23 protein-coding genes are annotated in these 21,207 nt (G+C 68.1%); 7 read left to right on the forward strand and 16 right to left on the reverse strand.

Annotated features, from left to right (window positions below; translation table 11 throughout):
* Entirely contained in the window at window positions 1-1,005 is a 1,005-nt protein-coding gene (gene hpnH / locus OG921_RS11290) for an adenosyl-hopene transferase HpnH (RefSeq protein ID WP_266112521.1), read from the forward strand.
* Between the two features lie 22 nt (window positions 1,006-1,027).
* Window positions 1,028-2,854, forward strand: coding sequence for a 1-deoxy-D-xylulose-5-phosphate synthase (locus OG921_RS11295; RefSeq protein ID WP_266112522.1), 1,827 nt, complete (start codon window positions 1,028-1,030; stop codon window positions 2,852-2,854).
* 7 nt (window positions 2,855-2,861) lie between these two features.
* Here OG921_RS11295 and OG921_RS11300 read toward each other — a convergent pair whose 3' ends face one another.
* Genes OG921_RS11300 through sigE form a run of 5 tightly spaced genes read right to left on the reverse strand, consistent with a single transcriptional unit; the run spans window position 2,862 to window position 6,125 of the window.
* Window positions 2,862-3,053, reverse strand: coding sequence for a hypothetical protein (locus OG921_RS11300; protein ID WP_266112523.1), 192 nt, complete (start codon window positions 3,051-3,053; stop codon window positions 2,862-2,864).
* A 37-nt stretch (window positions 3,054-3,090) separates the two neighbouring features.
* The gene (tatB, locus tag OG921_RS11305) at window positions 3,091-3,498 is read right to left on the reverse strand and encodes a Sec-independent protein translocase protein TatB (protein WP_266112524.1); all 408 of its coding nucleotides are present in this window, start codon (window positions 3,496-3,498) and stop codon (window positions 3,091-3,093) included.
* A 59-nt stretch (window positions 3,499-3,557) separates the two neighbouring features.
* Window positions 3,558-5,090, reverse strand: coding sequence for a trypsin-like peptidase domain-containing protein (locus tag OG921_RS11310; protein ID WP_323182744.1), 1,533 nt, complete (start codon window positions 5,088-5,090; stop codon window positions 3,558-3,560).
* A 10-nt stretch (window positions 5,091-5,100) separates the two neighbouring features.
* Complete coding sequence (locus tag OG921_RS11315; protein WP_266112525.1) at window positions 5,101-5,466, reverse strand: anti-sigma factor; 366 nt, start codon at window positions 5,464-5,466, stop codon at window positions 5,101-5,103.
* A 17-nt stretch (window positions 5,467-5,483) separates the two neighbouring features.
* Window positions 5,484-6,125 carry an RNA polymerase sigma factor SigE gene (gene sigE, locus OG921_RS11320; RefSeq protein WP_266112795.1) on the reverse strand — a complete coding sequence of 214 codons (642 nt, stop codon included), beginning with the start codon at window positions 6,123-6,125 and terminating at the stop codon, window positions 5,484-5,486.
* A 325-nt stretch (window positions 6,126-6,450) separates the two neighbouring features.
* Between sigE and OG921_RS11325 the strand changes: the two genes are divergently transcribed.
* From OG921_RS11325 to OG921_RS11340, 4 genes are all read left to right on the forward strand, one after another.
* On the forward strand, window positions 6,451-7,104 hold the full coding sequence (locus OG921_RS11325; protein ID WP_266112526.1) for an O-methyltransferase: 654 nt from the start codon (window positions 6,451-6,453) through the stop codon (window positions 7,102-7,104).
* Window positions 7,105-7,228: 124 nt separating this feature from the next.
* Window positions 7,229-7,870 (forward strand): TetR/AcrR family transcriptional regulator, encoded by a 642-nt coding sequence (locus tag OG921_RS11330; RefSeq protein ID WP_266112527.1) that lies wholly within the window; start codon window positions 7,229-7,231, stop codon window positions 7,868-7,870.
* Between the two features lie 11 nt (window positions 7,871-7,881).
* The gene (locus OG921_RS11335) at window positions 7,882-8,784 is read left to right on the forward strand and encodes an ABC transporter ATP-binding protein (RefSeq protein WP_266112528.1); all 903 of its coding nucleotides are present in this window, start codon (window positions 7,882-7,884) and stop codon (window positions 8,782-8,784) included.
* Window positions 8,781-10,409 (forward strand): ABC transporter permease, encoded by a 1,629-nt coding sequence (locus tag OG921_RS11340; RefSeq protein WP_266112529.1) that lies wholly within the window; start codon window positions 8,781-8,783, stop codon window positions 10,407-10,409. Before OG921_RS11335 ends, OG921_RS11340 begins: the two co-directional genes overlap by 4 nt.
* A 12-nt stretch (window positions 10,410-10,421) precedes the next feature.
* Here the strand turns inward: OG921_RS11340 and glgC are convergent, their stop codons facing one another.
* Window positions 10,422-11,636 carry a glucose-1-phosphate adenylyltransferase gene (gene glgC, locus OG921_RS11345; protein WP_266112530.1) on the reverse strand — a complete coding sequence of 405 codons (1,215 nt, stop codon included), beginning with the start codon at window positions 11,634-11,636 and terminating at the stop codon, window positions 10,422-10,424.
* Window positions 11,637-11,761: 125 nt separating this feature from the next.
* On the opposite strand from glgC, the gene glgA reads away from it, so the two are divergent.
* Window positions 11,762-12,937, forward strand: a complete 1,176-nt coding sequence (glgA, locus tag OG921_RS11350) for a glycogen synthase (RefSeq protein ID WP_266112531.1) — start codon at window positions 11,762-11,764, stop codon at window positions 12,935-12,937.
* On the opposite strand, the gene OG921_RS11355 is transcribed toward glgA, so the two are convergent.
* The 10 genes from OG921_RS11355 to OG921_RS11400 all read right to left on the reverse strand — a co-directional run bounded on the left by OG921_RS11355 (window position 12,907) and on the right by OG921_RS11400 (window position 21,128).
* Window positions 12,907-13,782, reverse strand: a complete 876-nt coding sequence (locus OG921_RS11355) for a putative RNA methyltransferase (protein ID WP_266112532.1) — start codon at window positions 13,780-13,782, stop codon at window positions 12,907-12,909. The two genes, glgA and OG921_RS11355, sit on opposite strands and share 31 nt — an antisense overlap.
* Window positions 13,783-13,854: 72 nt before the next feature.
* Complete coding sequence (locus OG921_RS11360) at window positions 13,855-14,022, reverse strand: DUF3117 domain-containing protein (RefSeq protein WP_003931055.1); 168 nt, start codon at window positions 14,020-14,022, stop codon at window positions 13,855-13,857.
* A 144-nt stretch (window positions 14,023-14,166) separates the two neighbouring features.
* A complete protein-coding gene (locus OG921_RS11365) occupies window positions 14,167-14,745 on the reverse strand; it encodes a DNA-3-methyladenine glycosylase I (RefSeq protein ID WP_266112796.1) in 579 nt (192 codons plus the stop codon).
* Window positions 14,746-14,753: 8 nt separating this feature from the next.
* Window positions 14,754-15,062, reverse strand: a complete 309-nt coding sequence (locus tag OG921_RS11370; RefSeq protein ID WP_266112536.1) for a DivIVA domain-containing protein — start codon at window positions 15,060-15,062, stop codon at window positions 14,754-14,756.
* A 52-nt stretch (window positions 15,063-15,114) separates the two neighbouring features.
* On the reverse strand, window positions 15,115-16,053 hold the full coding sequence (locus tag OG921_RS11375; protein WP_266112537.1) for a glucosyl-3-phosphoglycerate synthase: 939 nt from the start codon (window positions 16,051-16,053) through the stop codon (window positions 15,115-15,117).
* Window positions 16,050-16,928, reverse strand: coding sequence for a dihydropteroate synthase (gene folP / locus OG921_RS11380; protein WP_266112538.1), 879 nt, complete (start codon window positions 16,926-16,928; stop codon window positions 16,050-16,052). Before folP ends, OG921_RS11375 begins: the two co-directional genes overlap by 4 nt.
* A gap of 60 nt (window positions 16,929-16,988) precedes the next feature.
* A complete protein-coding gene (locus OG921_RS11385; RefSeq protein WP_266112539.1) occupies window positions 16,989-18,749 on the reverse strand; it encodes a long-chain-acyl-CoA synthetase in 1,761 nt (586 codons plus the stop codon).
* The gene (locus OG921_RS11390) at window positions 18,746-19,312 is read right to left on the reverse strand and encodes a TIGR00730 family Rossman fold protein (RefSeq protein ID WP_266112540.1); all 567 of its coding nucleotides are present in this window, start codon (window positions 19,310-19,312) and stop codon (window positions 18,746-18,748) included. The genes OG921_RS11385 and OG921_RS11390 overlap by 4 nt, the downstream gene beginning before the upstream one ends.
* Window positions 19,313-19,330: 18 nt before the next feature.
* Entirely contained in the window at window positions 19,331-20,413 is a 1,083-nt protein-coding gene (dapE, locus tag OG921_RS11395) for a succinyl-diaminopimelate desuccinylase (RefSeq protein WP_266112541.1), read from the reverse strand.
* A 10-nt stretch (window positions 20,414-20,423) separates the two neighbouring features.
* Window positions 20,424-21,128 (reverse strand): FadR/GntR family transcriptional regulator, encoded by a 705-nt coding sequence (locus tag OG921_RS11400; RefSeq protein ID WP_266112542.1) that lies wholly within the window; start codon window positions 21,126-21,128, stop codon window positions 20,424-20,426.
* Between the last annotated feature and the right edge of the window lie 79 nt (window positions 21,129-21,207).

Raw genomic sequence — 21,207 nt, forward strand, 5'->3', positions numbered from 1 at the left:
ATGGCAATGCCCCTGCACCTGTCCCTGCGGCTGGGCGGCTATCTGTTCAAGCAGAAGCTGTTGCGCAAGGAGAAGTTCCCGATCCTCGTCGAGCTCGAACCGCTGTTCGCCTGCAATCTCGCCTGTGCCGGCTGCGGCAAGATTGCCCATCCCGCGTCGGTCCTCAAGCAGCGCATGCCGGTCGACCAGGCCGTCGGCGCCGTGCTGGAGACCGGCGCACCGATGGTCTCCATCGCCGGTGGAGAACCGTTGATGCACAAGCAGATCGACGAGATCGTCGAGCAACTGCTCGCCAAGCACAAGATCGTGTTCCTGTGCACGAACGCGGTACTGCTGCCCAAGCACCTGCACCGGTTCTCCCCACACCGCAATTTCGCCTGGATCGTGCATATCGACGGACTACGCGAACGTCACGACGCGTCGGTCTGCAAGGACGGCGTGTTCGACCAGGCCGTGGCCGCAATCAAGGAAGCCAAGGCGGCAGGGTTCCGGGTGATGACCAACACCACGTTCTTCGACACCGACAGTCCGCAGGACGTCATCGACGTGCTCGACTATCTCAATGACGAACTGGGCGTGGACAATATGCAGATCTCGCCCGGGTATGCCTATGAGCGGGCGCCCGATCAGGAGCACTGGCTCGGGCCCGAACAGACCAAGGCGCTGTTCGCGAAGGCGTTCTCCGGGGGTCGGCGAAAGAAGTGGCGGCTCAACCACTCCCCGATCTTCCTGGATTTCCTCGAGGGCAAGGTCGATCTCGACTGCACGGCGTGGGCGATCCCCTCGTACTCGATCAAGGGCTGGCAGCGGCCGTGTTATCTGCTCGACGACGGATACGTCGACACCTACCAGGAACTGCTGGACGGCACCGATTGGGACGCGTTCGGCCGCGGCAAGGACGAACGCTGCGCGAACTGCATGGCGCACTGCGGATACGAGCCGACCGCGGTGGTCGCCACGCTCGGTTCGTTGAAGGAGACGATCCGGGCCGCGGTCGGATCATGATGATCATGATGGTGTTGGAATCATGACGGCGGCGCCCGAGCTGCGGCCGGCCTCGAACGCGGCGGTGCTCGACGCTCTGCGCAGCCCGGACGACCTGCGCGATCTTCCGGCCGCGGCGCTGCCCGCGCTCGCCGCCCAGATCCGCGACCGGCTGGTCGATGAGGTCACCCGCAACGGTGGCCATCTCGGACCGAACCTGGGCGTGGTCGAGCTGACCATCGCGCTGCACCGATGTTTCCGTTCACCGCACGACGCGATCGTCTGGGACACCGGGCACCAGTCCTATGTGCACAAAATGCTCACCGGCCGCCAGCACGATTTCGGTGGGTTGCGCACCGCGGGTGGACTTTCCGGCTATCCGTCGCGCGCGGAGAGTCCCCACGACGTGATGGAGAACTCGCACGCGTCCACCGCGCTCTCCTACGCGGACGGGCTGGCCAAGGGGTTCGCGCTCGCCGGCACCGATCGACGGGCCGTCGCCGTGGTCGGTGACGGCGCACTGACCGGCGGGATGTGCTGGGAGGCGCTGAACAACATCGGGCACAGTCGTCGTCCGGTCGTGGTGGCGCTCAACGACAACGGCCGCTCCTACGAGCCGACCGCGGGGGTGATCGCGAGCCATCTCGCCGCGCTGCGTTCGGGTTCCGGCGCCGGAAATCTGTTCGAGTTGTTGGGCTTCCAGTACCTGGGCCCGGTCGACGGGCATGACATTGCCGCGCTGGAACGAGCACTGCACGCGGCGCGCGCACTCGACGTCCCGGTCGTGGTGCACTGTGTCACCGCGAAGGGCGCCGGGCATGCGCCTGCGCTGGCCGACGAGGCCGACCGGCTGCACGCCGTTCGCCCCGCACCGGTGCCGGGCGCGACCAAACCCGGTGCGGCGCCATCCTGGACGGAGGTATTCGGCAGCGAACTCGTCGCACTGGGCCGCCGCGATCCGCGACTGGTGGCGATCACCGGGGCGATGCTGCGTCCGACCGGGCTGTTCGAATTCGCCCAAGAGTTTCCCGACCGGGTCTTCGACGTCGGTATCGCCGAACAACACGCGGTCACCTCGGCGGCGGGCCTCGCGATCGCCGGTATGCATCCGGTCGTCGCGCTCTATTCGACGTTCCTCAACCGAGCGTTCGACCAGGTCCTGCTGGACGTGGCATTGCACCGACTGCCGGTGACCTTCGCCCTGGACCGCTCCGGCGTGACCGGGGTCGACGGGCCGTCGCACCACGGCATGTGGGATGTCTCGATGCTCGGCCAGGTGCCCGGGATGCGGGTGGCCGCGCCGCGCGACGCGCGGCAGTTGCGTGCGTTGCTCGCGGAGGCGGTCGGCGATGACAGCGGACCGACCGCGGTGCGATACCCCACCGGCCGAGCGCCGCGCGACCTCCCGGCCTACGGCCGTCTCGGCTCCGCCGATGTGCTCACTCCTGGCAACGGCGAGCCGGACGTACTGCTCGTTCCGGTGGGAGCACTCGCCGAGGGGACCGTGGCGGCGGCGGAACTGCTCGCGGCGGACGGGATCCGCGCGAACGTCGTGGACCCGCGCTGGATCCTTCCCGTCGACCCGGCGCTGGTATTCGCCGCCGCGCGCTATCGCCTCGTGGTGACGATCGAGGACAACGCGGTGGCCGGCGGGTTCGGCGACTCGTTCGCCCGGGTGTGGCGCGCTGCCGCACAACCGGCCACGCTGCTCACCCTCGGCCTCACGCCCGGTTTCGTCTCCGCCAGACCACGATCGGACATCCATCGGCTACACCGGCTCGACGCGGAGGGAATCGCGGCTGTGGTGCGCGCACATCGCGCGTCTGGCCGAGCGCGCGAATCGGTTGCGGTCCGCCGCTACCTACGCTGAGCCTCGCTCAGCTCGGGGCTTCGTCACCACTGTCGACCGGTAGTTGGTGGTCACGCTCACCGGCGTGGCCGGGCACATCCTCGTCCGCACGTTCGTCCTCGACGCGTTGTTCGAGGTCGTCCAGGACGTTTTCCAGCCCGCTCGGGTCCGAGAAGTAGACCGGTTCACCGCGTCGGCCACTTCGGCTCGAATCACTCATGGTTCCTTCGTACCCGAACTCGGGCCGGCGATACCGCTCAGGTGGCGTCGGGATCGATCGGCGGGGCCTCGTTTGCGGAAAGTGGCTGCTGCCGTCGGGCCGGCTGCTGCGGTGCGCCCGCGGACTCGGCTGCGGCATCGAATTTCTTGTTGTCGAACTTCCCGGTGAAGATCGAGTCGTCACCGTCGAGCAGGTGTTTGGTTATCGCCGAACGCGGCGTCATACCGCGCATCTTGTTGATTTCGGACAGCGGCTCGCGCAGTTGGTCGAACTCGGGACCGAGCTCCTGTTTGAGCTGGTCGGTTGCACCGCTGGCGTAGTCGCGCACCTGCCGCAGCGTGCGCGAAGTCCACTGCACCGCACCGGGCAGCCGCTCCGGGCCGAGGATCACAAGGGCAGCGACGAGCAGCACCACCATCTCGCCCCAGCCTATGTTGCCGAACACTCAGCCAGGATACCTGTGCTGCGCCGCCAACCCGTCGCCAAGGGCTGTTGACATCACAGCTAGTCCGATGTGAGCGTCACTTGGACCTCGACCGGGCGACCGTCGCGGATCAACGTGACCGGCACGGTCGCACCGATGTCCTGCATCTGCGTCGCGACGACGAGTTCGTCGGAATTGGTGACCTCGCGGTCGCCGACCTTGACGATGACGTCGCCCTCCACGATGCCGGCCTGCTGAGCCGGGCTGCCCGCTCGCACATTGGCCACCTCCGCGCCGCTGGTCGCGTCATTCACGACCGACCGCGAACTGATGCCCATCTCGGGGTGATGCATCTCGCCGTCCCGGATCAGCGCCTGTGCCACCTTGGTGACCACGTCGGCGGGGATCGCGAAGCCGAGGCCGACCGAGCCGCCGCTCTCGCTGCGGATCGCGCTGTTGATGCCGATGACATGCCCGTCGTAGTCGACCAGCGGGCCACCGGAGTTGCCCGGGTTGATCGCGGCATCGGTTTGCACCGCGTCGATCACCGCGTCGGTGTCGGTGCCTTCGCCGGACAGTCGCACCGGGCGGTTGAGCGCACTGACGATGCCGGAGGTGACGGTCTTGCTCAGCCCGAGCGGGGAGCCGACCGCAACGACGTCCTGGCCGACCTGGATGTCCTCGGACTTGCCGAGTTGCGCGACGGTGAGGTTGTCCACGTCGACCTTCACCACCGCGAGGTCGGTCTTGATGTCGCGACCGACGATCCGGCCGGGCACCTTCGTGCCGTCGGAGAAAACCACCTGCAGCGTCGAATTCGCGGGATCGCTCGCGGCCATCGAAATAACGTGGTTGTTGGTGACGATGAAGCCCTGGCCGTCGATCACGACACCGGAACCGGTGGAGGCGTTGTCGCCGAGCGTGGACTGGATCGACACCACCGCAGGCAGCACGGCCTCGGCGACCGCGGCGACCGTACTGCGTGGATTGTCACCGGCTTCGACCTGCGACAGCGACACGTTGCGTGAGGTGAGATTCTCCCCGGTTTCGGCGGTCAGCCGGCCGACGAGCCCGCCGACGACCCCGATCAGCAGTGCAACCGCGGCCAGGGTGACGAGCGCTCGCGGTGCGACGCGGGAACCGAACAGCACTTCGCGAACATCGAGCTTCTTTGCCGGCACGGTCGCGGAGGTGCTGGGCTCGGTCAGCGCGGGCGGCCCGAGGCGCGCACCGGCCGACGGATCACGCCAGGGATCGTCCGGAGCGGCGTCGGTCTCGGTGTCGAGTCCGGCGTCGGGATCGCGCTGAATCGTGTCGGTCTCGCCCGCGGGCCGGCCGAACGCCTCGGCGAGCACCGGATCCGGACGACCGACGGTGAGCGCCGGGTCGTTCTGGACACGGGGACCGCCGGACGCGAACGGACCGGCATGTCCGTCGGGGCGGCCGAAAACCTGTTCGGTGCGCGGGTCGACCTGCGGCCGATACACCGGGCGCGGACCGAGCACGGGCGCGTCGGAGGGCCGCAGCGCACTCGCGCGCGAAGCATCATCCGTCGTCGGAGAATTCGCATTCCGGTCGCCCGAGGTGGACGACCCGCCCGGTTCCGAGGTCACTCGGCCGACTCTACTTGCGCCGGCGCAGGGTCCAACGCTTGCTCCCGCCGTCGACACGCGGATCGGGTGCGCACGCGGGAAATTCGCCGAGCGGAATCCGGCTCAGCAAGCCGAACAGCGAGTTGGGCATGGTGATGTCGTCGCCCGCGCAGTGCCGCAGCTCTCGACTGGCCTGCCGCTGGGCTTCGACCTCGGCGGCACACTCGGGGCACATCGCAAGATGGTTCGCGGCGCGCATGTAGGCGTTCATGCGCAGTTCGCCGTCGACGTAGGCGGCAATCGCTTCACTGGCGAGATGGTCGGTCGAGCCGAAGCGCCGTCCGTCGTGCGGATCGAAAGGGGAGGGCGACCAGCCGCGAAACTCGCCGTGGGTCATCGATTCCTCCTTCGTTCTCATCGCTGGGTCACACCCGTTCGATGCGTTGCCAGATGCGCACGGATGGCCTGCCTGCCGCGGTGGATCCGACTCCGCACAGTACCCAGCTTCACTCCCAGTGTGGCACCGATCTCCTCGTAGGACAGTCCCTCGATGTCACACAACACGACCGCGGCGCGAAATTCCGGCGCAAGCGAATCGAGTGCGGACTGCAGGTCGGGCGCCAAGCGGGCGTCGTGGTACGCCTGCTCCGGGCTGGGCCCGTCGGACGGCACCCGGTCGTAGTCCTCTGGCAGCGCCTCCATCCGGATGCGGTTGCGCCTGCGCACCATGTCCAGGAAGAGGTTGGTGGTGATGCGGTGCAGCCAGCCCTCGAAAGTGCCGGGCTGATAGTTCGACAGCGAGCGAAACACCCGAATGAAGGTCTCCTGGGTGATGTCCTCGGCGTCCTGGGCGTTGCCCGACAGCCGGTACGCCAGCCGGTACACCCGGTCGCCGTGTTCGCGGACCAGTTCCTCCCAGGACGGCATCGCGGCCTTGCCCTCGGTGGCGTCGAAGGCGGCGGTCCCGCTCAATGGCGCGTCGGCGTCGTCGTCCGCCTGCTCGAAACGCGCATCACCATCGCTTGGATCGACATCGTCGCGTGCCGCGGCGCGCAGCGCATCATCGGCCGCGACCGCACGCAAGGTGCCTTCGGGCCGGTCAACGGTATCGCGCACAACATCGATCATTCGGATGGTGAATACCTCCTCGTAGGGACCGCACGTCACGGCGAACGCGTACCCTGCAAAACCCCCCGGAAGTCCGGTTTGTTCCCGGTCCGCGCGCCGACTGCGCGACGTGATCGCGATCGAAACGCTCTTGCGTGAGGATCACTCTCGTCGCTCTCCCTGAGGGCGGCCGTATGTGCAACCTGAGGTATCGCTGAGAAAATTCGCCGCGACCTGCCGCGATTCTCGTCGCGCCTCTGCGAGCTGCGCCGACATGGGCGATAGCCTCGGCAGTGTGGCCACGAACGCGGAGAAGACGCTGAGCTACGTCGAAGAGTCCGTCATCGAGGACGAGGTGCTGGTCGCGGCGCGGGAACGCGCTGTGGACCTCGGTGCCCAACCGGTGTCGCCTGCGGTGGGCGCGGTACTGAGCATGTTCGCTCAGCTGCTCGACGCCAAGACCGTGGTCGAGGTCGGCACCGGGGCAGGCGTGAGCGGGCTGTGGCTGCTCGACGGCATGCGCGAGGACGGCACCCTCACCACGATCGATGCCGAACCCGAGCATCAGCGCGCCGCCAAGGAGGCGTTCAAGGCCGGCGGTATCCCCGGCACCAGAACCCGACTGATCAACGGCCGCGCGCTCGACGTGCTCCCACGGCTTGCCGACGGGTCCTACGACCTGGTCTTCGTCGACGCGACGCCCACCGACCACCCGCTCTACGTCGAGCAGGGCGTGCGCCTGCTGCGCCCCGGCGGGCTGATCGTTTTCCACAATGCCCTGCTCGGTGGCAAGGTCCCCGACTCCTCGGCGCGCGATGCCGCCACCCTGGCCGTGCGCGCCGCCGCGCGCGCGATCGCCGAAGACGATCAGCTCACCAAGGTGCTCGTCCCGCTCGGCGACGGGCTGCTCTGCGCCTCGCGCGGCTGACCGCACACCCCCAATTTCCCCGACTGAACGGAACCGTTCAGTCGATCTGATCGACTGAACGGTTCCGTTCAGTCGATGCTTTGGGCCTTGCGCAGGAGCTGAACACACGTTTAGCATATTGAACATGCGTTCAAACGACGCCGATCTGTCCACCAAGGCACGGATCAGGGACGCGGCCATCGAGGCCTTCGGCACCAACGGGTTCGCCACCGGGGTGCGCGCGATCTCGACGGCCGCCGGCGTCTCGCCCGGGTTGGTCATCCACCATTTCGGCTCCAAGGACGGCCTGCGCGTCGCCTGCGACGAGCGGGTGCTCGAGATCATCCGCGACCAGAAGCTCGCGAATCTGCGCGAGCCGGGGGTGGGCCGGATGCTCACCACGCTCATCGACGTGGAGGAATACGCTCCCGTCGTCGCCTACATGGTGCGCAGCTTCACCGCCGGTGGACCGCTCGCACAGTCACTGTTCACGCATATGGTCGACGACGCCGAGCAGTATCTGGCCGAAGGCGTCGAGGCGGGCGTGCTGCGGCCGAGCCTCGATCCCCATGCGCGAGCGCACTACCTCACCCTGGCCAACGTCGGCGCCATGATTCTCGATCTGCAACTGCGCACCCAACCCGACGAGGCGATCGACTTCCGCGACGCGGTCCGGCGGGTCTCCGACGCGGTCGCGCTGCCCGCCCTCGAGCTGTACACCCAGGGCCTGCTCACCGATTCCACGATGCTCGGCGGCTATCTGGCCGCGCGGGCGGCGAACTCCTGACGGGAGGCGTTATGGCCACGGTCATCGAAGCGACCGGTCTGAGCAAGAAGTTCGGCACCGCGCTCGCACTCGACAAACTCGACCTGCACGTCGAGGCCGGTGAAGTACACGGCTTCCTCGGCCCGAACGGCGCGGGCAAATCGACCACGATCCGGGTCCTGCTCGGCACCTTGCGAGCGAGCGGAGGTGATGTCCGGGTGCTCGGCGGCGACCCGTGGCACGACGCCGTCGCGCTGCACCGTGCCATCGCCTATGTGCCGGGCGATGTCACGCTGTGGCCATCGCTGACCGGCGGCGAGACCATCGACCTGCTCGGCCGGATGCGCGGCGGGATCGACACGAAGCGCCGAGACGAACTCATCGAGCGGTTCGACCTCGATCCCCGCAAACGCAACCGCGCCTATTCGAAAGGCAACCGGCAGAAGGTTGCCCTGGTGTCGGCGCTGTCCGCGCCGGCGCGACTGCTGCTGCTCGACGAGCCGACCTCGGGACTCGATCCGTTGATGGAGCAGGTCTTTCGCGAATGCGTCGCCGAGGCCCGCGAGCGTGGTGCGACCGTGCTGCTGTCGAGCCACATCCTCTCCGAGGTCGAGACGCTGTGCGAGCGCGTGACGATCATCCGTGCCGGACGCACCATCGAGAGCGGCTCGCTGGCCTCCATGCGCCATCTGAGCCGCACCGCGATCACCGCCGAATTGACCGGTGACCCAGGTGATCTGGGCCGACTTCCGGGCGTCTCCGATGTGCGCATCGAGGATCACACTCTGCATTGTCAGGTGGATGCCGATCATCTCGGCGAGCTGATCCGGATACTCGGCGACGCCGGGGTACGCAGCCTGGTCAGCAACCCGCCGACCCTGGAAGAACTCTTCCTGCGGCACTACCGCGTCGATCCCGCGGGGGTGGCGGTATGACCATCACCCTGGCGCGACCGGCGCAGGCACCCGTCACTGCGGGTGATTTCACCGGGACGCTCGGCATGCTCCGGTTGTTCCTACGCCGCGACCGAATTGTCTTGCCGCTGTGGGTCTTACTGCTCTCGCTTCCGCTCGCGTCGGTCTACGTCGACAGCATCGCGAGCCTATATCCGGACGAGTCCGACCGCGCCGGATTCGCCGCCTCGATCCTGTCGAGCCCGGCTCAGCTGGCGTTGTACGGGCCGCTGTACAACACCAGTCTCGGTGCGACCGGGATCTGGAAAGCCGGGATGTTCCACACCCTGATCGGTGTCGCGGTCATCCTCACGGTCATCCGGCATACCCGCGCCGAGGAGGAGACCGGCCGGGCCGAGTTGATCGACTCCACCGCGGTCGGCCGGTATGCAAGCCTGACCGCCGCGTTGTTGCTCGGCTTCGGCGCGTCGATGGCGACCGGCCTGATCGGCGCTCTCGGTTTGTTCACCACCGATGTGCCGAAGTCGGGTTCGCTCGCTTTCGGCCTCGCGCTGGCCGGCAGCGGGCTGGTCTACACGGCGGTGGCCGCGGTCGCCGCACAGCTCAGCGCGAACGCCCGCACCAGCCGCGGGATCGCGTTCGCCGTGCTCGGCGCCGCGTACGCGCTGCGCGCCATCGGCGATGCAGGCGGCAGCGCTGCGCTGACCTGGCTTGCGCCCCAAGGATGGTCGTTGCAGGTCCGACCGTATGCCGGTGACCGATGGCCGGTCCTGCTGCTGCACATCGTCGGCACGGTCGCCCTCACCGCGCTGGCCTACGGCTTGCTGCGCCGCCGCGATCTCGGTGCCGGGCTGATCACCGAGCGGCCCGGCTCTGCCTCGGCGCCACGGTGGCTGCGCGGCAGTTTCGGCTTGGCCTGGCGGCTGCAGCGCGGCAGCCTGCTGGCCTGGACGATCGGCCTCGCCGGCTACGCGGTGGTGATCGGCTCGGTGGTGCACGGCATCGCCGACGAACTCGGCGGCGGCGATGCCATTCGCGACATCGTCACCCGAATGGGCGGGACCGCCTCGCTGGAGGATGCCTTCATCCGACTCGCCTTCACCATGCTCGGGATCGGCGCAGGCGCCTATGCGATTTCGGCCGCGCTACGCCTGCACGCCGAGGCGGACGCCGGTCACGCGGAGCCCATCCTGTCCGCTGCGGTTGGCAGAATACGCTGGGCAGCAAGCCATCTGGTGTTCGCTCTGCTCGGCCCGGTGCTGTTGATGACGGTCGCCGCCTGCGCGTGCGGGCTGACCTACGGCATCGCGGCCGGCGACATCGCCGGCAAGCTGACCGACGCGTTCGGCGCGGCGATGCTGCAACTTCCGTCCATCTGGCTGCTCGCCGGGACCGCGCTCGCCTTATTCGGCGCGCTCCCCCGCTTCGCACCGGCCGCGTGGGGGGTCCTGTCGGCGTTCATCGCGTTGTATCTGCTCGGGTCGATCTCCGGGATCCCGCATTGGGTGCTCGACCTGGTCCCGTTCGCGCACACCCCCGTCATCCCCGGCGGCACGTTCGACGCCGCCGCGATGCTCTGGCTGCTCGTCATCGACGCCGCCCTGATCACGTTCGGGCTGTTCGCCTTTCGACGACGGGATCTCTGAGCCGGGCCGCGACTAGATCCATACGCCCTTGCCGATGGCGACGACACCGCCGGTGCTGACCGCGAAGCGCTGCCGGTCCCGCTCGAGGTCGACGCCGATGATTTCGCCGTCGTTGACGACGACGTTCTTGTCGAGGATCGACTTGCGCACCACCGCGCCCCGCCCGATCCGCACGCCCGGCATGATCACGCTGCCCTCGACGGTCGCGCCTTCCTCGATGTAGACGTTGCTCGACAGCACCGAGTTCCGCACGGTTGCGGCGGACAGGATGCACCCGGCACCGACCACGGACTCCTGCGCGAGACCGCCCTGTACGAACTTCGCGGGCGGAAAGTTCTCCGCCTCGCCACGGATCGGCCAGCGCCGGTTGTAGAGATTGAACACCGGATGTACCGACACCAGGTCCATGTGCGCGTCGTAGAAGGCGTCGATGGTGCCGACGTCGCGCCAGTACCCGCGGTCACGATCGGTGGCGCCCGGCACGACGTTGTCCTTGAAGTCGTAGACCGCCGCCTCGCCCTTCTCCACCAGCTGCGGAATGATGTCGCCGCCCATGTCGTGGTCGGAGTCGGTGTTCTCCGAGTCCGCGCGGATCGAGTCGACGAGCACCTTCGTGGTGAAGACGTAGTTGCCCATCGACGCGAAGGTCATGTTCGGGTCGTCCGGCGTGCCGGGCGGATGCGCGGGCTTCTCCAGGAACTGCGTGATCCGCCCGGACTCGTCGCTGTCGATGCAGCCGAACGCGCTGGCCTCCCGGCGCGGCACCCGGATTCCGGCGACGGTCACGCCGGCACCGGAGTCGATGTGCTGCTGCACCATCTGCTCCGGGTCCATCCGGTACACGTGATCCGCGCCGAACACCACGATGTACTCGGGGTCCTCGTCGTAGATCAGGTTCAGCGACTGCAGGATCGCGTCGGCGCTACCGGTGTACCAGCGCGGGCCGAGCCGCTGCTGCGCAGGCACCGGGGTGATGTACTCGCCGCCGAAGCCGGACAGCCGCCAGGTCTGCGAGATATGCCGGTCCAGAGAGTGCGACTTGTACTGAGTGAGCACGCAGATTCGCAGATATCCGGCGTTGACCAGATTGCTGAGCACGAAGTCGATCAACCGGTATGCACCGCCGAACGGGACGGCCGGCTTAGCCCGGTCCGCCGTCAGGGGGAACAGACGCTTCCCGGCACCCCCGGCGAGCACTATCCCGAGCACATGCGGCTGGCTCCTCACACGTGCAAACCTATCGGCACGGCGTGGACCTCGCTAGCGATATGGACAGCGTTTTGCAATCGAATGGCTCACCTCCGCAAAGCGGAACTGTCGCCCGGAGCCGCCAAGCGGACTACGTTTGATTCGTGCGAGTGGCGATGATGACGCGCGAGTATCCGCCCGAGGTCTATGGCGGCGCCGGAGTGCACGTGACGGAGCTCGTCGCGCAGCTGCGCAGCCTTTGCGACGTCGACGTGCACTGTATGGGTCAACAACGCGAAGGCGCGGTCGTGCACACCCCCGATCCGGAACTGGCCAATGCCAACTCGGCGTTGCAGATCCTCTCGGCCGAGCTGCGCATGGCCAACGCGGCCGCAGGTGTCGACGTCGTGCACTCGCACACCTGGTACGCAGGACTGGCCGGGCATCTGTCGGCGGCGTTGTACGACGTGCCGCACGTCCTCACCGCCCATTCACTCGAACCGCGCCGGCCCTGGAAGGCCGAACAACTCGGCGGCGGCTACCGGGTGTCGTCCTGGTCGGAACGCACCGCCGTGGAGAACGCCGCTGCGGTGATCGCGGTGAGCGAAGGAATGCGGCTCGACGTGCTCGACGCATACCCGGCGCTCGATCCCGCCCGCGTGCACGTCGTGCACAACGGCATCGACACGCAGGCGTGGCACGGCGGTCCGCCCGCCGACGGGCAGCGGCAGGTGCTCGACGAACTCGGCGTGCGCCGGGATGCCCCCATCGCGGCCTTCGTCGGCCGGATCACGCGACAGAAAGGCGTGCAGCATCTCCTCGCTGCGGCAAGGGAATTCGACCCCGACATCGCCCTGGTGTTCTGCGCGGGTGCACCGGACACGCCCGAGATCGAGGCCGAGGTGCGCGCCGGAGTCGCCGAGTTGGCGCAACTGCGCGACAACGTCTACTGGGTGCGGGAAATGCTTCCGACCGAGCAGATCCGCGAAATAGTTTCCGCTGCAGATGTTTTCATCTGCCCGTCGGTGTACGAGCCGCTCGGCATCGTGAATCTCGAGGCGATGGCCGCGGAGACCGCGGTGGTCGCCTCCGATGTCGGCGGCATCCCCGAGGTCGTCGAGGACGGCGTCACCGGCGCGCTGGTGCATTACGACCCGGCCGACACCGATGCCTACGAGCACGCGCTCGCGCGAGCCGTGAACGAGGTCGCCGGGGACCGCGAGCGGGCCGCCACGATGGGTCGCGCCGGGCGTGCCCGCGCGATCGAGGACTTCTCCTGGGCCGAGATTGCCCGGCAGACCGTGGCGATCTATTCCGACGTGGTCGCCAAGCACGGCTGATCCACCGCACGGTAGCGAGTGACGAGCACCGAAGCGGTGACCTGCGAGGTTTCGCCGAGCGACTCGATCAGCCCGGACCGACGGCTCGGATCACCGTGATGGGCCGAGGGCCCCATTCCGACCAGCGTGGCGACCTCGTTGCGGCGCAGTGTCATCGGGAACTCGACTGCTCGCCGGCCGATCTGCTCGAAGCGCCCGGCAAGTGACTCGTCGAGCCGGCGCTCCTTGTGCTCGTCCACTCGGACCATCTCGAGCGGTTCGATCAGCTCGCCGAGATGGCGGGCCGTCGGGGTCACGACGACGAACATTGCGCCGGGCGCGAGCACCCGGGCGATCTCGGCGGCATTGCGCGGCGCGAAAACCGAAAGCACGACGGAGACGGCGCCGTCGCGGACCGGCAGTCCCTGCCACGCGTCGGCGACCACGGCGGCCGCCCGCGGGTGTGCCCGGGCGAGCCGACGGGCGGCGGGCTTGGACACGTCGAGCCCGACGCCGATGCCGTCGGGCGCCGCATCGAGCACCCGGTTGAGGTAATAGCCGGTACCCGCCCCGATATCGAGCACCCGGACCGGTGTACCGGCGTACTCCACGACCAGCTCGGCAAGTGCCGCCGCGATCGGCTCGTAGTGCCCGGCGGCGAGAAATCGCTGCCGCGCGTCGACCATTGCGACCGTGTCGCCGACCATCGGGGTGGAGCGCCCGGTGAGCAACGCGACGTAGCCCTGCTTCGCGATGTCGAAACTGTGTCCACGCGCGCACAGCAGGCGCTGCTCCTGCGCAGTCAGCGACTCGGAGCACACCGGGCAACGCAGCAGATCGACCGCCGACGACAAGGCAACGGTCACAACGCCGCCGTGGACAAAAAAGAGCCCCGTATCCCGCGGCGCGGTCTACGGGGCTCGCCGGCGGGATCTCCGCTAGCTGGTGACACCCTTGAGTTCATCGCCCAGAGCCGCGGCTTCCTCGGGGGTCAGTTCGACGACCAGACGTCCTCCACCCTCGAGTGGAACCCGCATGACGATCCCCCGACCTTCCTTGGTTGCCTCGAGGGGACCATCCCCAGTGCGGGGCTTCATGGCCGCCATCCTCAACTCCCTCCGGATCTGCGTCGGTAATTCGACGCCTTTCGATTCCTCATCGGCCCGTCCCAGGACGAGCCTCGACCAACCATTCTTCCCTATCCCAACAAAGCGCGGGTATCGAGTCCATAATGTCGCCGCGCCGAGCGGTTAAGGTCCGGCCCCCGCGCTCGCGGCGACGCCAGTATCGACCCAGCAATCGACCAGGTGGTCGTTCACGATCCCAGTGGCCTGCATCAGCGCGTAAGCCGTGGTCGGACCCACGAATGCGAAGCCACGACGCCGCAACTCCTTGGCCATCGCTACCGACTCGGGAGTGGTCGCGGGGACGTCTGCGGGTTCACCCGGACGCCGATGCGAGGCCGGCGCGAACGACCACAACAGGGTGGCGAGGTCGGTGTCGAGATCGAGCACCGCACGCGCATTGTTCACCGCCGCGCGGACCTTGGCCCGGTTGCGCACGATGCCGGCATCGGCGAGCAGACGCTGCTCGTCCGATTCGCCGAAGCGGGCCACGGTCTCGACGTCGAAACCGGCGAACGCGGCGCGGAACGCCGGGCGCTTGCGCAGGATGGTCAGCCACGAGAGACCCGACTGAAAGGCCTCGAGACAGATCCGCTCGAACAGCGCGTCACGCCCGTGCACCGGCCTGCCCCACTCGGTGTCGTGGTAGTCGAGGTTCAGCTGCGCCGACAGCGCCCACGGGCAACGAACCCGGTCGTCGGTCATCGCGACGGTCACGACCGGCGTTCCGGTGCCGGCTCGGCGGAAAGCTCCTGTACCTGGGCCCGCAGCGCGTCGATCTCCGCCGCGAGCCGATCCAACGCCCAGTCGACCTCACCGGACTTGTAGCCACGCAGCGTCTGCTGAAAACGCAGCGCGCGCACGTCGGTCCCGGTGACGTTCTCGGCGGGTAGCACGGTGGCGGTCGTGCCGCGCGGCAGCGGACCGAGTTCCTCGGACCGGCCGAAGACCACGCTGGCCAGCGCGAAGAGGGCCGCCGCGACGACAGCGACGATCAGTACGTACAGCAGCATCGTCAGCATGGCGTCGATCCTGCCAGCTACCGCCGACAGCCGAACCGCGACAGGACCGGGATCAGCTGCGCAGCGTGTTCATCGGCGGGCGGTCGGACAGCGACACGTCGGTGCTGGCCGGGACGAACGACCCCTGTTCGATCGGGAACTGCGTCAGCGGGGCGCCGGAGTCCGGCACGCCACAGCGACCCAGGATCGTGCCGACGATCTGCCTGCTCATCGCACCGAGCTCGTTCAGCGGCCGGTTGCGATGTTTGCGCACCCCGAGGTTGACCTGCCCGATCGCAGACAACCCGAGCCGGTCGTAGGTGTCGAGCAACAGGCCGATCTCCACCCCGTAGCCGGGCGCGAACGGCACCGCACTCAGCAGTTCTCGGGTGCCGGCGTACTCGCCGCCGAGCGGCTGCAGGACGCTGGATAGGTCCGGCCGCAGCGCGGCAAGCATCGGGCGGGCGACCAGCTCGGTCACCCGGCCGCCGCCGTTCGCGTCCTCGTTTCCACCGACCTTCAGCGGGCGCCGGTAATAGCCCTTCACCAGGTGGATTCCCTCGGCGGTGAGCAGCGGGCCGAGCAGGTTCGGCACGAACGAGGGATCCGGATCGATCAGGTCGGCGTCTATGAAGGCGACCAGGTCGCCGCTCGTCGCCGCGAGCGAGCGCCACAGCACCTCGCCCTTGCCCGGTACCGGAGCCAGCTCCGGCACCGCCTCCTCCCGGTTGACCACCGTGGCGCCGGCCGCGCTCGCCCGGGCCGCCGTCGCGTCGATGGAGCCGGAGTCGAGGACGACCAGCTCGTCGACCAGGCTGCCGAGCAGCGGGCGGATCGTCTCGATCACGCCGGCCACCGTCGATTCTTCGTTCAACGCGGGGAGCACCACCGAGACGGTGCGTCCCTTCTTTGCTGCCACCAATTCCCGGATTTTCCAGGACGGTGCATCCCAGGTGTTCGCCTCGGCCCAGTAGCGGTGTGCTGGGCGGTTCTCGATGTCGGTAACGGTCATGCCAAACCTCGCAGGGTGTGTGCCGGCCTGCGGGCACCGATGATCGCAGCGACCATATCGACAACGCGGCGCGTCTGAGCCACTTCGTGCACGCGGAAGACCCGCGCGCCACCCGCGGCCGCCATCGCCGTCGCTGCCAAGGTGCCCTCCAACCGCTCGTCGAGTGCTACCCCAAGAGTCTCCCCGATAAAGTCTTTGTTGCTCAGGGCCATAAGGACTGGCCACCCGGTGTTTACAAGAACGTCCACTCGCCGCAACAACTCGAGCCCGTGATAGGTGTTTTTCCCGAAATCGTGCGTCGGGTCGATGAGAATTGCGTCCTTCGGCACACCGAGTTCGCACGCCCGTTCGGCGGCTGAGACAACCTCGGCGAGCACCTGGGCGACCACGTCGTCATAGCGCACCCGATGTGGTCGGGTGCGCGGCACCGCGCCACCGGTGTGGCTGCAGACGATGCCCGCTCCATGTTCGGCCGCGACCACGACCAGGTCCGGGTCCGCACCCGCCCAGGTGTCGTTGATCAGGTCCGCGCCCTCGGCGACGGCCCGGCGAGCGACCTCACCGCGCCAGGTATCGACGCTGATCAGGAGGTCGGGATACTTCGCCCGGATCGCCGCCACGAACGGCACCACGCGACGCGCTTCCTCGGCCGCGTCGACCACGTCGCCCGGACCCGCCTTCACACCCCCGATGTCGACCAGATCGGCGCCCTCGCCGACCGCACGGTCCACCGCGGCCATCGCCGCCGCATCGCTGAAGGTGGCGCCACGGTCGTAGAACGAGTCCGGCGTGCGATTGACGATCGCCATCACCAGCGCGCGATCCGTCGCGACGGGCTTGCCGCACAGCGTGCCGGCAGCGGATACCGAGAACATGCTCCCCATGGAAGCACGCCGCCGGCTTTACCCGGACCTCAGCTCGGCGCTGCCCGAGCGTCAGCCCTTCGGCAGCTTGCCCGCGGCGACCTCGTCGGCGTAGCCCTCGTAGGCCTCGACATAGCCGTCTGCCCGCCCCTTCAGCACATACAGTTCGGAGTCGTCGTCCTGCTCGAATCCCTGTTTACGCAACTCGACCTTCTTGCTCTTGAACGTCGAGGTCTGCTCCAGTGAATCGACGACCCGGATGAACAGCGGGACCGCGTACTCGGGCAGCGCATCGAACAGCTGCGAGGCCACTGCCGCGCCGTCGAACTTCTCGCTCTCGTGCAGGGTCACCGCCGCCATGCCCGCCTTGCCGTCCGCGCCCTCGACCGCGACGCCGTAGACAACCGCCTCGTCGACCGAGTCGACCTTGCCGAAGGCGGACTCCACCTCGGTGGTGGCGACGTTCTCACCCTTCCAGCGGTACGTGTCACCGAGCCGGTCGACGAACGCGACGTGGAACCAACCCTGCCTGCGCACCAGGTCGCCGGTGTCGAACCAGCAGTCGCCCTCGTCGAATCCGTCGCGCACGAGCTTCGATTCGGTGGCCTCGTCGTCGGTGTACCCGTCGAACGGTGTCCGGTCGGTGACTTTGGCCAGCAGCAACCCGACCTCGCCTCGATCGACCCGGCGGAGCTTGCCGTCGTCGCCGCGGCGCGGCTTGCCGCTCTCCTCGTCGTACTCGACGACGGCGTGCGGCAGCGGACACAGCCCGGCGGTGCGGTCCACATTCAGCGCGTTGACGAACGCGATGTTCGCCTCGCTCGCTCCGTAGAACTCCACCACCCGGCTGATCCCGAAGCGCTGTTTGAACTCGTCCCAGATGTCGGCGCGCAGCCCATTGCCCACCATGAGCCGCACGCCATTGTTGCGGTCCGATTCCCGCGGCGGCTGATTGAGCAAATACCGGCACAGCTCGCCGATGTAGACGAAGCCCGTTGCACCGTCGCGCTCGGCGTCGTCCCAGAACTTCGTCGCCGAGAACTTGCGCCCGAGCGCGAATGTCGCGCCGCCCGCAAGCACCGACGAGAGGGCCACCGTCAATGCGTTGTTGTGATAGAGCGGCAGGCAGCAATACAGCACGTCCTTGCCGTCCAGTCGCGTTGCGAGACTGCCCAGCCCGGACATGCTCTGCAGCCAGCGGCCGTGTGTCATGACGCTGGCCTTCGGCATCCCCGTGGTGCCGGAGGTAAAGATCAGGAAGGCCCGGTCGCGGCCGAGTATCTGGGCGCACACCGTGGGGTCGTCGGTCGACGCGTGCCCGGCCGCGGCCTCGATCTCGGCGGTGTCCACCTCGTTGCCGGGTTCGCGGTCCAGGGATTCCAGCGCATCGCGGCACTCTTCGCCGTAGATGAGCAGCCGCGCCTCGAGCAGTTCGATGCTGTGCTCGAGCACCTCACCGCGCTGATTGTGGTTGAGCAGTCCGGCGGTCGCGCCCAGCTTCACGATCGCGAGCACCAACAGCAACGTCTCGGGCCGGTTGTGCCGGAGCACGCCGACCACGTCGCCACGCTCGACGCCCCGGTCGGCGAGCACATGCGCGAGCTGATTCACCTTCGCGTTCGCCTCGCCGTAGCTGAACGCCTCGCCCTCGAAGCGCAGGAAATCGCGCTCCGGATGCCGGTGCGCGGCCCGCTGAAACTCCAGCCCGACCGACCACTTGCTGTCCCGGCCCTTCAGCAACCCGAGCGCGCCGACGGCCATCCCGGGCAAATCGGGTATCACCGCCGGCAGGCGCTTCGCGATGTCGAGCACTCCGACGGTGTGCGAGCTCATTCTCGGTTTCCTCCTGGTCCGGCGGCGACGGCGCACGCGTCCAGCGCGGTGGCGACGTCGGACGTCCGGATCAGGCGCTGCAACGCCCGGTCCCCGACGAAGCGACGCTCCCGCAAACCGTCGAGCCAGTCGAGCAGTCCGCGGTAATGCTCGAACGGGTCGAGCAGCACCACCGGCTTCGCGTGCATACCCAAGTACCCAGCGGTCCAGGTTTCAAAAAGTTCCTCGAGCGTGCCGATCCCGCCGGGCAGCGTGATGAACGCGTCCGCGCGGTCCTCCATGATCTGCTTGCGCTGGCGCATCGTGTCGGTGACGACGAGTTCGTCCGCCAGGGTGTCGGCGACCTCGCGGTGCACGAGCTGTTTGGGGATAACGCCGACGGTGTGCGCGCCAGCGGCTCGTGCCGCGTCGGCGAGCGCACCCATCATCGAGACGTTGCCGCCGCCGGAAACGAGCTGCCAGCCGCGGCGGCCGATCTCGGTGCCGAGTGCGGCTGCGAGGTCGAGACATTCGCGGTCGTCGGTGCCCGACGCGCAATACACACAGATCGACAGCGAAGCCACACGGTCAGGGTAGTCGGATCACGCGCTGAGGTAGCCGCGCAGCACCTGCTCGGCGGCCACGATCCGGTCGATGCGGACATGCTCGTCGCGCTTGTGGGCGAAGTTCGGGTCGCCCGGTCCGTAGTTCACCGCGGGGATGCCGAGCGCGGCGAAGCGCGCCACGTCCGTCCAGCCGTACTTTGCCCGCACCTCACCGCCGGCCGCGGCGATCAGGTCCGCGGCGGCGGGCGCGCCGAGCCCCGGCAACGCCCCCGCTGCCGCGTCGGTGCGCTCGAGTTCGACGTCGAGGCCGTCGAGCACCTCGCGGACGTGTTCGGTCGCCGCCTCGATCGTGCGGTCCGGCGCGAACCGGAAGTTGACGTCGAGTTCGGCGACATCGGGCACAACGTTGCCTGCTACGCCGCCGTCGATCCGGACCGCGGACAGGCCTTCGCGATAGACGCAGCCGTCGATGTCCACCTGGCGCGGCGCGTACTCGGCCAGCCGGGTGAGCACCGGAGCCAGACGATGAATCGCGTTGTCGCCCAGCCACGATCGCGCCGAGTGCGCCCTGGTGCCGTGTGCGCGCACCCGCATACGCAGCGTGCCCTGACAACCCGCCTCGATCCACCCATCGGAGGGCTCACCGAGCACCGCGACGTCACCACGCAACCACTCCGGCAGTTCGCGCTCGATCCGGCCGAGACCGTTGAACTCGGCCGCGATCTCCTCGCAGTCGTAGAAGATCAGCGTCAGGTCGTGCGCCGGGTCGGTGATGGTGGCGGCCAGGTGCAGGAACACCGCGTCGCCGGACTTCATGTCCGCGGTGCCGCAGCCGTACATCACGTCGACGCCGTCGAGGCTCGCGCGCCGACTCGGCACGTTGTCCGCGATCGGCACCGTATCGAGATGCCCGGCGAGAATCACCCGGCTCGGCCGGCCCAGGTTGGTGCGGGCGAGCACCGCGTCCCCGTTGCGGAGCACCTCGAACACGGGCGCCTGGGCGCGCAGCGCAGATTCCACGACATCCGCGATCTCGGCCTCGTCGCGCGACTCGCTTGCGATGTCGACCAACGCGGCGGTCAGCGCAACCGGGTCGGCGTGCAGATCGAGTGTGTTCACGCCGCCCACCCTATTCACCACCCCCGACCGCCGCGGTGGCCTCCTCGATGATCGCGCGCATGGCACGCTCCGCCCCCGCGGCGTCCCGGCGCCGGATCGCCCGCGCCACCTCGTCGTGCAGTTCGATGGCCACCGGGTTCGGTGTCGCCGGCATCATTCCGTGATGGGTGCGGCCGGTCAGCACCTCGGCGACGACGTCGTAGAGCGCGCGCAACATCTCGTTTCCGCTCGCGTCGAGCAGCGTGCGGTGAAAGATCTTGTCCGCGAGCAGGTATGCCTCCAAATCACCGGCTCTGGCGTGCACCGACATGTCCGAGACGGCGGCGGCCATGATTCGGCCTTGATGCGCGTCGGCGCGGTCGGCCGCCAGCGCCGCGGCAACCGGCTCGAATCCGCGCCGCAACTCGGTGAGCGAGAGGAGTTGCTCGGCACGGTCACCGTCCTCGAGTCGCCAACGGATCACCCTCGGGTCGAACACGTTCCACTTCGCGCGGGGCTGGATCGTGATCCCCACCCGGCGCCGCGAGGCGGCCAGGCCCATCGACTCCAGCACCCGGACCGCCTCGCGGGCGACACTGCGTGAGACCGAGTACTGGGCACCGATGCCGTCGAGCGTGATCACCTGCCCGGCGACGAGTCGACCGGAGACGATTCCGCTGCCGAGTCCGTCCACGACGCTGCCGTGTAGTTCACCAACGTTTGCAGGCACTACCACGCAATCATCATGTCATCATCGCGACTATCTGGATAAAGAAATGATGAATATCCGCTAACTACTTGCAAAAGTATGACTT

It is taken from the genome of Aldersonia sp. NBC_00410 (assembly GCF_026342035.1).
In the GTDB taxonomy this organism is placed as follows: Bacteria; Actinomycetota; Actinomycetes; order Mycobacteriales; family Mycobacteriaceae; genus Aldersonia.